Origin of the sequence: Actinocorallia libanotica (genome assembly GCF_039525175.1) — a bacterium.
Lineage (GTDB): Bacteria > Actinomycetota > Actinomycetes > Streptosporangiales > Streptosporangiaceae > Actinocorallia > Actinocorallia libanotica.
The window spans coordinates 105558-117174 of the sequence record NZ_BAAAHH010000022.1 but is presented as its reverse complement, the minus strand read 5'-3'; the positions used below and the strand labels follow the sequence as shown (position 1 = coordinate 117174).

Sequence of the window (11617 nt, the reverse complement as noted above, 5' to 3'; positions counted from 1 at the left end):
GGAACCCCCACGGACCGGGCACCGGGGCCACGTGATTCAGGGCGTCACGGCCTCCCGGACGTCACAGCTTCTCGATGGGGGCGTAGCGCAGGACCAGTCGCTTGACGCCGTAGTCGCCGCCGAAGTCGACGGAGGCCGCGGCCTTGTCGGCGGAGCCGTCGACGGACACGACGGTGCCGAGGCCGAACGAGTCGTGGGTGACGCGGTCGCCTGGGGCCAGGGACGGCGCGGGACGGCCGCTTGCGGGGCGCGCCGGCCGGCCGGACGACGCCAGGGAGGGGGCGGTGCCGCGCGGGGCTGCCTGCTTCCAGGACACCAGCGGCTCGGGGATCTCGCCCAGGAAGCGCGACGGCGGGTTCATCTGGGGCGCGCCCCAGGAGCTGCGCATCACCGCGCGCGAGACGTGCAGGCGCTCGCGGGCGCGGGTGATGCCCACGTAGGCCAGGCGGCGCTCCTCCTCCAGCTCCTTGGGGTTGCCCAGGGCGCGCAGGTGCGGGAAGACCCCGTCCTCCAGGCCGGTGAGGAAGACGACGGGGAACTCCAGGCCCTTGGCGGTGTGCAGGGTCATCAGGGTGACCAGGCCCTCGCCGTCGTCGGGGATCTGGTCGGCGTCGGCGACGAGGGACACCCGCTCCAGGAAGGCGGTGAGCTCATCGGGCGGGAGCGCGTCGTCGGGCTCGGCCCCCTCCTCGGCGCGCGCGGCGGCCAGGTCCTCGAACTCGCGGGCGACGTTCTCCATCTCCTGGAGGTTCTCCACGCGGGTCTCGTCCTGCGGGTCCTTGGAGGCCTGGAGCTCGGCCAGGTAGCCCGACCGCTCCAGCACCGCCTGGATGATCTCCGCGGGCCCGTGGCCGGGCACCATGGCGCGCAGCTCGTCCAGCAGGGCGACGAACTCGTTGATCGACTTCAGCGAGCGGGCGGCCAGGCCCGGCACCGTCGGCGCCGCGCGCAGCGCCTGCCAGAACGAGATCCGCTCGCGGGCGGCGTGCGCCTCCACGCAGGCCTCGGCGCGGTCGCCGATGCCGCGCTTGGGCACGTTCAGGACGCGGCGCAGCGAGACGGTGTCCTCGGGGTTGGCCAGGACCCGCAGGTAGGCCAGCAGGTCGCGGATCTCCTTGCGCTCGTAGAACCGCACGCCGCCCACGACCCGGTAGGGCAGGCCGACCCGGATGAAGACCTCTTCGAAGACGCGGGACTGGGCGTTGGTGCGGTAGAAGACCGCGACGTCGCCGGGCTTGACCTCGGCGGAGTCGGCGAGCCGGTCGATCTCGGCGGCCACGAAGGCGGCCTCGTCGTGCTCGTTGTCGGCGACGTAGCCGGTGATCCGCTCGCCCTCGCCCTGGTCGGACCACAGGCGCTTGGGCTTGCGGTCGCCGTTGCGCTCGATCACCGCGTTGGCGGCCGACAGGATCGTCTGGGTGGAGCGGTAGTTCTGCTCCAGCAGGATCGTGACGGCGTCGGGGTAGTCCCGCTCGAACTCCAGGATGTTGCGGATCGTCGCGCCCCGGAAGGCGTAGATCGACTGGTCGGCGTCGCCGACCACGCACAGCTCGGCCGAGCCCAGCCCCTCCACCGGCGCGGTCAGCTCGCGCACCAGCTCGTACTGGGCGTGGTTGGTGTCCTGGTACTCGTCGACCATGACGTGCCGGAAGCGCCGCCGGTAGTGCTCGGCGACGTCGGGGAACATCTGCAGGACGTGGACCGTGGTCATGATCAGGTCGTCGAAGTCCATCGCGCCGGCCTGCTGGAGCCGCGCCTGGTACATCTCGTAGGCCTCGGCGAGCACCTGGTCCAGGTGGGTGGTGGCGCGGGTCTTGAACGTCTCGTAGTCGATGAGCTCGTTCTTGAGGTTGGAGACCTGGGCGGAGAAGGACTTGGGCGGGTAGCGCTTGGGGTCCAGGTCCAGCTCGCGGCAGACCAGCGCCATCAGCCGCTGGGAGTCGGCCTGGTCGTAGATCGAGAAGGACGAGGGGAAGCCCAGCCGGTGCGCCTCGCGGCGCAGGATGCGCACGCAGGCGGAGTGGAAGGTCATCACCCACATGGCGCGCGAACGCGGCCCGACGAGGGAGTCGACGCGTTCCTTCATCTCCCCGGCGGCCTTGTTGGTGAAGGTGATCGCGAGGATCTCGGCGGGGTGCACGCCCCGCTCCGACAGCAGGTAGGCGATCCGGTGGGTGAGCACCCTGGTCTTGCCGGACCCGGCCCCGGCCACGATGAGCAGCGGCCCGCCGGAGTGGGTCACGGCGGCGCGCTGCTGCGGGTTGAGACCGTCCAGGAGAGGGTGAGAGGTTGCAGTCGACATCGTCCATCGAGTCTACGGGCGCGCACCGACACAAGGCCCCTTGTCGCGGGAGTAAGCGAGACCTTACAGTCGGCGCATGACCCGTACCGCCTCCGCCTCCGCCGTCACCATGGCCTCTCCCGACCAGGTCTTCCGCCATCTGGCCACGGCCGAGGCCTGGCCGTTGTGGATGCGCGTCCCCACGCGCTCCCGCCGGTCGCGCTCCGGCGCCCCCGACCCCGACGGCGTGGGCGCGGTCCGCTCGATCTTCCCCATGCGCGAGCGGGTCGTGGCCTACGAGCCGCCGGTCCACTACGCCTACGTGATGGAGACACCCCTCCCGATCAAGGGCTACCGGGCCGACGTCCGGCTCGCCCCGATGGAGGGGGGCGGCACCCGCATCGAGTGGGCGGCCAAGGGCGCCGCCGTCGTTCCCGGAACCGACGCCCTGGTGGGGTTCGTGCTCGGCTTCCTCACCCGGCGGTTGGCCCGGTCCCTGGCCCGGCACGCCTCGGCGTGCGGCGGGAAGTGCCCGGTGCGCTGACCCGCGCCTTTCGGGCGGCGGCCGCGACGGCGCGAAGGCCGCCCGCCGCGGCCGAGTGTGACTTATGTCCAACTGTGGACAAAAGTTCGGTGGAAAACTTCAAAAACCGGAATAGTTGCTGCTCAACGCAGCGATGACCGGTCGCTCCACGGCAAGTCGACCCGGGGTCAGCCCCGGGCGGCCGGGCGGGCCGGGCTGATCCCGGAGGAGGAGTCGTGCCGCACCTGCGGATAGGCGAACCGCGTGTGCCAGCGGACATTCCGCCAGTCCTCGCCTCGGCGGGGGCGGACCGGAGACTGGGCGGCCCCTACGCGGCGGCCTCCGCGCTGGCGCGGGTGCTGGTGCCCAGGGCGCCCCTGGCGGCGGTGGCCGCGCACGACATCGAACTGCGCGCGATCGCCCCCGATCTCGCCGTCCCGGTCCTGCGCACCACGCTCACCGAGACGCTGCCCCGCGACGAGCGCATCCTCGTGCCCGCGCCGCAGCGCACGCTGCGGGTCGCCAACGGCTTCGCCGAGTTCGTGCGCGAGGCGGTCACCGAGCCGTGCACGTTCTTCGTGACCTCCTACGCCGAGGCCGACCCGGCCGACCGGGAGGTGATCGACGTGCTGGTCCGGCGGGTGCCGCGGCTCACCGTCGTCACCTGCGACGCGCCGGGCGCCGAGGCCCGCGACGAGTTCTGGGTGGGCCTGTGGGCGGAGGGGGACGCGGCGCGCTACCGCGAGGCGGTGGAGTGGTGCCAGGAGCGGGGCTGCCACGAGGCCGCGGTCGAGCTCGGCCGCCGCGCGGTGTTCGACGTGGAGGCCGCCGACCCGGACACCGACGACTGGTGGGCGATCATCCACGCGACCGCCATCGGGCTGGGCTCGCTGAAGCGGGAGGAGGAGGCCGCGGAGCTGCTGGCGTACGCGCGGGCCCGCACCACCGACCCGCTCCGGCAGTCCACGCTCGCCTACACCGACGCGATGCTCCTGACCCGCCACCACGATCCGGAGCGGCGCGACCTGGAGGCCGCGCTCGGCCTGGTCAACATCGGGATCGCGCTGTGCGGGCTGCTGCCCGACCGGGAGAACCGCGCGGTCAAGCTCGGCTTCGACCTCAACGGCAAGGCGCTCATCCAGGCGCGGCGCGGCCTGCCCGACGAGGCGCTCGCCCTGGTGGAGGCGGCCATCGAGCTCGCCGACCGGGACCTGCCCGAGGGCGCCCAGGCGGTCCACCGCATGGTGCTGCGCGCCAACCGCGCCCAGCTGCTGGCCGCGCGCGGCGACCACGGCGCCGCGCTGGCCGACCTGGACGCGGCGATCGGCGCCGACCCCGGCTACCCGGACTACTACATCGACCGCGGCAACCTGCTGGTCCGGCTGGGCCGCGAGGAGGACGCGCTCGCCGACTACGAGGCGGCGATGAAGGCGGGGCCGCCGTTTCCCGAGGCCTACTACAACCGGGCCGAGGTGCGCTTCACCCGCGGCGACCACGAGGGCGCGCTGGCCGACCTGGACTACGCGCTGGAGCTCGACCCCGGCTTCGTCGACGCCCTGGTCAACCGCGCCGGGCTGCTGGCGGCGCGGGGCGAGTACGGGCGGGCCCGCGCCGACGCCGAGGCGGGTCTGGCCGCCGACCCGGGCAACCCCTACCTGCTGTGCGCGCTGGGCCAGGTGGAGAGCGACGGCGGCGACGTGGCGCGGGCCTGGGCGGCGTTCGAGGAGGCGCTGCGGCGCGCGCCCTCGCTCGCGGCGGCGTGGGCGGGGCGCGGCATGCTCGCCTACGAGCTGGGCAAGCTCGAAGAGGCCATCGCCGACCTCGACCGCGCCGTCGCCCTGTCGGAGGAGCCCGGCCTGCTGTTCAACCGGGCGCTGGCGCTGCGCGCCGCGGGCCGGGAGCGCGAGGCCGTGGCCGATCTCACGCGCGCGCTGGAGCTCGACCCCGACGACCTGGACATCCGGCTGGCCCTGACCGGCTGACCGGCCGTCCGGCCGTCCGGCCGTCCGGCTGACCGATCGTCCGGCCCGTCCGATCACCCGGCCTCAGGCGGGGGCCGCCCGGCCTCAGGCGGGCGGGATCGGCAGCGGCTCCTCCTGGGCGGTCAGCGCCAGCAGCACCAGGGAGGCGGTCCAGCCCAGCGGCGCCACGGAGTGCGGCTCGCCCTCGGCGTTCACCCGCTCGGGCAGGACGCCCAGGGACGTGCGGTGCTCCGACAGCCAGTCCAGCCAGCCCGTCGCCCGTCCCGAGGCGGTGTCGGCCAGCGCGAACATCGCCACTTCGGGCGTCCATGCCTGGGTCCTGCTGCCCGCCCAGTTCTCCCCGGGCAGCAGGCCGCCGTTCTCGGGGATGCGCAGCCTGTCGGCGGCGACGGCCAGCGCGCCGGTGACGCCGGGGTCCTCGGCCGCGAACGGGGGTGCGAGAAAAGTCACAGAGGCGTCCATGTTCCCGCCCGCCAGCGGTGAGCGGGGATAGCCGTGGACGCCGTACTCCCGCCGGACGGCCTCGTCCAGGCTCCCGGCCGCGGCGCCCCAGCGCGCGGCCTTGCGGGGGTGGTGGTCGCGGGCGATCGCGGCGGCGCCGCGCAGCCCCGCCAGCAGGGGTGCCGAGACGCCCAGGGTGGGGCGGTCGGCGACCTGCTCGGTGGACGGGTGCCGCTCGAAGTAGTCCGAGGACGCGGGCGGCAGCCCGTCGGCGTCCAGGTGGTCGGTGACCCAGTCGGCCGCGCGCTCGACCATGTCCCACAGCCCGGAGACGAGGTCGTCCGCGCCCGTCTCGGCGGCGTACCGCCCGGTGAACCAGGTGGCCCACAGCACCCAGCCGATCTCGTCCAGCTGGATGGCGCGCCCGTCGGTCACCGCGCTGCCGTTGGCGCGGTAGCGGGTCGCCCAGCGCCCGTCGTCGCTCTGCACCCGGGCCAGGAAGGACAGCACCTGGCGCGCCTCGTCCAGGTGCCCGGTGGCGGCGAAGGCGGCCGCGTGGAAGGCGGCGTCGCGCGGCCACACGTAGTTCCACATGCCGTACCAGGAGGCGGTGGACGCGCCCGACGGCGCGGTGAGCAGCCGCAGGTCGAGCAGGGCGCGGGCGGCCATGTCCCGGTGCCCCGACGCGGCGCCGGGCACCTTCCCCCGGCTCAGCCACTCGTGGTCGCCGTGGACGGCGGCGGCGACCCGGGGGTCGTCCGCGGCGAGGGTGGCGGGCTCCGTCGCGCCGTGCGGGATCAGCCTGGCCCGCCCGTCGGCGAGCCGTACCACCGAGCTCTCCGGCAGGTAGGAGGCGCCTTCGCCGTCGTCCGCGCTGAGCGGGCCGTTGAGGAAGGGCCAGCCTCCGCCGCCGACGAGCCCGGGGCTGTTCCACCGCGCGGCACTGCCGTCCGGGTCCTGGGCGCCGCAGGTGGCGACGATGGCGAGCAGGACGAGGACGGCGGCGGCCCGCCGGATCTGACGCCGCACCGCTGACCCCCGAACTTCCCGTACACATACAAAGACCGCGACAAGTACATCAAACCTTGCCGGAAGGTCGGGTCATCCCTGGTCTTCCCTTGACTACCCGCTAGTAATCGCCCCCACCGGCCCGAGCGCGGAAACCGGTTGGCTAGGCTTGCCTGCCGGAGCGGACCGCCGTGATTACCGCACGTGCGGTCATCACCCAGTCGATCCCTCAGAAGGACTTCTCCTCGTGGACCTGTTCGAACATCAGGCGAAGGAACTCTTCGCCGAGTACGGCGTACCGGTGCCCACCGGCAAGGTCGCCAAGACCGCTGCCGAGGCCCGGACCCACGCCGAAGCGCTCTTCGCGGCCGGCAGCAAGAAGGTCGTCATCAAGGCCCAGGTCAAGACCGGCGGCCGCGGCAAGGCGGGCGGCGTCAAGCTGGCCGACGACGCCGACGAGGCCGAGGCCCTGGCGAACCAGATCCTCGGCATGGACATCAAGGGCCACACGGTCCACAAGGTCCTGGTCGAGGAAGGCAGCGCGATCGCGCAGGAGTTCTACTTCTCCTTCCTGCTGGACCGCGCGAACCGCACCTACCTCAGCATCTGCACCGTCGAGGGCGGCGTGGAGATCGAGGAGGTGCCGCACGACAAGCTGGCCCTCATCTCGATCGACCCGCTGACCGGCGTGGACGAGGCCAAGGCGCGCGAGATCGCCGTCGCCGGCCGCCTGCCGGAGGTCGCCCTGGACGGCGCCACCGACATCATCGCCAAGCTGTGGCAGGTCTTCGTCAAGGAGGACGCCACGCTGGTCGAGGTCAACCCGCTGATCCTCACCGCCGACGACCAGGTGCGGGCGCTGGACGGCAAGGTCTCGCTGGACGAGAACGCCTCCTTCCGCCAGCCGCGCCAGGCCGAGCTGGAGGACAAGGCCGCGGCCGACCCGCTGGAGGCCAAGGCCAAGGAGAAGGACCTCAACTACGTCAAGCTCGACGGCAACGTCGGCATCATCGGCAACGGCGCGGGTCTGGTCATGTCCACCCTCGACGTCGTCGCCTACGCCGGCGAGGAGTTCCCGGGCTCGCCCAAGCCCGCCAACTTCCTCGACATCGGCGGCGGCGCCTCGGCCGAGGTCATGGCGGCGGGCCTGGAGATCATCCTCTCCGACCCCGCGGTCAAGTCGATCTTCGTCAACGTCTTCGGCGGCATCACCGCCTGCGACGCGGTCGCCAACGGCATCGTCTCCGCCTACGAGCTGCTGGCCTCGCGCGGCGAGTCCGTGGACCGCCCGCTGGTCGTGCGGCTCGACGGCAACAACGCCGAGCTTGGCCGTCAGATCCTCAACGACGCCGCGCTCAAGGGCGTCGAGCAGGTCGAAACCATGGACGACGCGGCTCGCCGCGCCGCCGAACTCGCCGCGGTAGGTGCGTAATGGCCATCTGGCTCACTGAGAACAGCAAGATCATCGTCCAGGGCATCACCGGCGGCGAGGGCTCCAAGCACGCCGCCCGCATGCTGCGCTCGGGCGCCCAGGTCGTCGGCGGCGTCAACGCCCGCAAGGCCGGCACCACCATCACCCTCGAGGGGCAGGACCTGCCGGTCTTCGGCACCGTGACCGAGGCCATCGAGGCCACCGGCGCGGACGTGTCCGTGGTCTTCGTGCCGCCGAAGTTCACCAAGGACGCCGTGGTCGAGGCGATCGACGCCGAGATCCCGCTCGCCGTGGTGATCACCGAGGGCGTGCCGGTGCAGGACTCCGCCGAGTTCTGGGCCCACGCCATCGCCAAGGGCAACAAGACCCGCATCATCGGCCCGAACTGCCCCGGCATCGCTTCGCCGGGCAAGTCCAACGCCGGCATCATCCCCGCCGACATCACCCCCGGCGGCCGCATCGGCCTGGTGTCCAAGTCCGGCACCCTGACCTACCAGATGATGTTCGAGCTGCGCGACTTCGGCTTCTCGACCTGCGTGGGCATCGGCGGCGACCCGATCATCGGCACCACCCACATCGACGCCCTCCAGGCCTTCCAGGACGACCCGGAGACCGACGCCATCGTCATGATCGGCGAGATCGGCGGCGACGCCGAGGAACGGGCCGCGGCCTACATCGAGAAGAACATCACCAAGCCGGTGGTGGGCTACGTCGCGGGCTTCACCGCCCCCGAGGGCAAGACCATGGGCCACGCCGGCGCCATCGTCTCCGGCTCCTCCGGCACCGCCCAGGCCAAGAAGGAAGCGCTGGAGAAGGTCGGCGTCCGCGTCGGCAAGACCCCCAGCGAGACCGCCCGCCTGATGCGCGAGATCATGAAGAACCTCTGACATGCCGGTCCCGGGGGGCGACCCCCGGACCCCCGCATGTGGAGCAGCCGATCCTCGCTTCGCCGCGGTCGTCTGCTCCGCCGGTCCCGGGGGGCGACCCCCGGCTCCTGGGTTTCTTCCCCGACCCGCCTCCCTTCCGGGAGGCGGGTTTTCGCTTTTCCGCGTGCGGCGGGGTCGAGATTTCGGACGGTTAGGGGTAGTTCGTCGGTTGCGATGGCGACACGCCGCGCGGGCAGGGGCGGGCGGCGGGGCGGGAGTGCCAGCATGGCCGGATGAGCAAAGTCGAGCAGCCGTCTGGGAGGCGCAGGCTCCGGGTCGTCCGGGACACCGACTCGCCGGAGATCCTGGAGGCCGAGGCGCGGGAGGCGGCCGAGCTCCAGGAGGTGGAGAGCGGACCGGAGGACGAGCCCCGCGCCGACGCCGAGGAGCGGCCCGTGCGGGGGAGCGGCGGGCCCGCCCGGCCGCTGGCCGTCACCGGGATGGTCGCCGCCGCCTGGTGCGTGGGCCTCGGGCTCGTCGTCCTCATGACGATCACGCTGGTCGGCTGGATCGCCGCCCCCCGCACCGCGCTGGGGCCCGGCCTGCCCGGGGTGTTCCGCACCGCGGTGAACTTCTGGCTGGTGGCCCACCACGCGGGGTTCACCACGTCCGTCGGGCGGGTGGGGATGCTGCCGCTGGGCCTGATCCTGCTGCCCGCCGGGCTGCTCTACCGGGGCGGCGGCTGGATCATCCGCGCCGCCGAGCACCGGTACCGGCGGCGGATCGGCGTGGTCCAGGTCGCGCTGCTGCTGGCCGCGCCCTACGCCACGTTCGCGGTGATGCTGGCGCTGATCGCCGGCACGCCCAGCCTGCAGCCCTCGCCCTGGCAGGCCTTCGTGGCGTGCTTCTCCCTGGCGCTCGTCGCCGGCGGGCTGGGCGCCGCCCGCGCGATCTCGGCGTCCCGCGGCCGGGTGCGCTCGGGGGTGGGCGCGCTGCTGCGGCTGCTGCCCGACCGCCCCAGGTCCGTGGTGACCGGCGTGCTCGGCGCGCTGGCGGTGCTGACCGCGGCCGGCGCGGTCCTGGTCGGCGGGTCCCTGGCCTACCACCACGAGGAGGCCGCCGACGTCTACCGGATGCTCGGCCCCGACTCCGTCGACGGGATCCTGCTGATCCTCGTGGAGATCGCCTACCTGCCGAACGCGGTGATCTGGGGCATGTCCTTCGCGGTGGGCCCCGGCTTCTCGGTGGGCGCGGGCACCAGCGTCTCGCCCACCGGGGTGTTCCTGGGCGCCCTGCCGTCCTTCCCCCTGCTGGCCGCGCTGCCCGAGCCGGGGCCCGCGCCGCTCGTCTCGCTCCTGGCGCTGGCCGCGCCCTTCCTGGCCGGGGCGGTCGGCGGGGCGCTGACCGTGCGCTCCTTCCCCAGCGCCGTCCACGAGGCCGCGCCGCTGTGGGGCTTCCTGTCGGGCGTGCTGACGGGCGGGGTGATGACCATCCTGGCGGCGCTGTCCGGCGGACCGCTGGGCGGCCACCGCATGGCGACCATGGGGCCCTCCGCCTGGCAGATCGGGCTGCTGGCCACCCTGGAGGTGGGCCTGGCGGCCGCCTGCTCGGCCTGGCTGGTCAACTGGTGGATGTTCCGGGAGCGCCGCTCACGCCGGGGGAGGGACGAGGAGCCCGCGGCGGTCGAGCCGTACGAGGACGAGGACCGCGCGGAGTACGCGGCCTACGACTACGAGGCGGACGTGGCGGAGCAGGCGGCGACCCGGGGGGACGCCGTGCCCGAACGGCGGGACCCGGCCGATCCGGTGGCGTTCGTGGACCCCGAGCCGGTCCTGCGGCGCCGGGACTGAGCCCGGCGCGTCAGAGCAGGTCGCCGTACTGGTCCAGGCTGCCCCGCGGCATGTTCAGCCGGTCCTCCATCCGGGGCATCCAGGTGTCCTTGCAGGCCTGCTCGTCGGTCTTGGTGTTGGCGGTGGTCAGGCACTCCTGGTAGCCGTTCAGCTCGCTCCACAGGAACACCGTCATGGCCAGGACCACCGCGGAGAGCAGCGCGCCGGCCACGCCCATGACCAGGCCCGCGACGGCGCCGGGGACGGCGCCGGTGGCGTTGCGGCGCGCCTTGACCGCCACCACCACGGCGGCGATCCCGGCCGCCAGTCCGGCGGGGGCGAAGAAGAGCGTCAACAGCAGGGCGCCGAGGCCGAGCCAGAGAGCGCGAAGTCCGGACCGGTCGAGGGTGGCCGCCGGGCTCTGCTCTTTCACCGATTTCCTCCAGGTCGTCTCGGCGGCGCCGGTCGCACCGTGCCGGGCGCTGTGAACCGCGGACGGCGCTGCCGATAGGCTGCGACCGGCGGTTGTATCCGCCGAAGGTTCCAGGGCGTGCCCTGGGTCGTCAACATCTTCCTTCAGGAGAGTTCCGGTGACCGCCCGGCTTGTCGTTCTCGTCTCCGGTGCGGGGACGAATCTCCAGGCGCTGCTCGAGGCATGCGCGGATCCAGCTTATGGTGCCCAGGTCGTTGCTGTGGGCGCCGACCGTCTTGACATAGCGGGATTGGTCCGGGCAGAAGCCGCAGGAGTCCCTACTTTCCTGGAAAGAGTGACGGATCACCCGGACAGGAACGCCTGGGACACGGCGCTCACCGAGGCCGTCGCCGCCCACCGGCCCGACCTGGTGGTCTCCGCCGGGTTCATGAAGATCCTCGGCCCCCGGTTCCTCGACCGGTTCACCGTGGTCAACACCCACCCGGCGCTGCTGCCGGCCTTCCCCGGCGCGCACGCCGTCCGCGACGCGCTCGCCTACGGGGTCAAGGTCACCGGGTGCACCGTGCACTTCGTGGACGCCGGTGTGGACACCGGGCCGATCATCGCCCAGGAGGCGGTGCCCGTCCGCTGGCACGACGACGAGGAGTCGCTGCACGAGCGGATCAAGGAGGTCGAGCGGCGGCTGTTCATCGACGTCGTCGGCCGCCTCGTCCGCGACGGCTGGACCGTCCGCGACGACCGCCACGTCTCGCTGAAGTGCAAGGTCTGCAGGACCGACGAGACCGAAGAGGCATGACCCTTCGGCGGTCGGTGAAGAAGAGA

Annotated in this window: 9 protein-coding genes; 6 read left to right on the top strand and 3 right to left on the bottom strand. The window is 73.0% G+C overall.

The features are described from left to right. Positions 1 to 61: 61 nt before the first annotated feature. Positions 62 to 2302, bottom strand: coding sequence for a DNA helicase PcrA (gene pcrA / locus ABD140_RS24605; protein WP_344243324.1), 2241 nt, complete (start codon positions 2300 to 2302; stop codon positions 62 to 64). A gap of 76 nt (positions 2303 to 2378) precedes the next feature. Here pcrA and ABD140_RS24600 point away from each other — a divergent pair, with 76 nt between their 5' ends. Next, positions 2379 to 2825, top strand: coding sequence for an SRPBCC family protein (locus ABD140_RS24600; RefSeq protein ID WP_344243323.1), 447 nt, complete (start codon positions 2379 to 2381; stop codon positions 2823 to 2825). Positions 2826 to 3070: 245 nt separating this feature from the next. Continuing rightward, positions 3071 to 4786, top strand: coding sequence for a tetratricopeptide repeat protein (locus ABD140_RS24595; RefSeq protein ID WP_344243322.1), 1716 nt, complete (start codon positions 3071 to 3073; stop codon positions 4784 to 4786). Positions 4787 to 4870: 84 nt separating this feature from the next. Here the strand turns inward: ABD140_RS24595 and ABD140_RS24590 are convergent, their stop codons facing one another. Beyond that, entirely contained in the window at positions 4871 to 6256 is a 1386-nt protein-coding gene (locus ABD140_RS24590) for a glycoside hydrolase family 15 protein (RefSeq protein ID WP_344243321.1), read from the bottom strand. Between the two features lie 226 nt (positions 6257 to 6482). On the opposite strand from ABD140_RS24590, the gene sucC reads away from it, so the two are divergent. The 3 genes from sucC (at position 6483) to ABD140_RS24575 (ending at position 10383) form a co-directional block, all read left to right on the top strand. Next, positions 6483 to 7667 (top strand): ADP-forming succinate--CoA ligase subunit beta, encoded by a 1185-nt coding sequence (gene sucC / locus ABD140_RS24585; protein WP_344243320.1) that lies wholly within the window; start codon positions 6483 to 6485, stop codon positions 7665 to 7667. After that, positions 7667 to 8554, top strand: a complete 888-nt coding sequence (sucD, locus tag ABD140_RS24580) for a succinate--CoA ligase subunit alpha (RefSeq protein WP_344243319.1) — start codon at positions 7667 to 7669, stop codon at positions 8552 to 8554. Before sucC ends, sucD begins: the two co-directional genes overlap by 1 nt. Before the next feature lie 272 nt (positions 8555 to 8826). Next, positions 8827 to 10383: a cell division protein PerM gene (locus ABD140_RS24575; RefSeq protein ID WP_344243318.1), complete on the top strand. Its 1557-nt coding sequence runs from the start codon at positions 8827 to 8829 to the stop codon at positions 10381 to 10383. 10 nt (positions 10384 to 10393) lie between these two features. Here the strand turns inward: ABD140_RS24575 and ABD140_RS24570 are convergent, their stop codons facing one another. Then, positions 10394 to 10795 (bottom strand): hypothetical protein, encoded by a 402-nt coding sequence (locus ABD140_RS24570; protein ID WP_344243317.1) that lies wholly within the window; start codon positions 10793 to 10795, stop codon positions 10394 to 10396. Between the two features lie 157 nt (positions 10796 to 10952). On the opposite strand from ABD140_RS24570, the gene purN reads away from it, so the two are divergent. Then, complete coding sequence (gene purN / locus ABD140_RS24565; protein WP_344243316.1) at positions 10953 to 11591, top strand: phosphoribosylglycinamide formyltransferase; 639 nt, start codon at positions 10953 to 10955, stop codon at positions 11589 to 11591. The last annotated feature ends 26 nt before the right edge of the window (positions 11592 to 11617 follow it).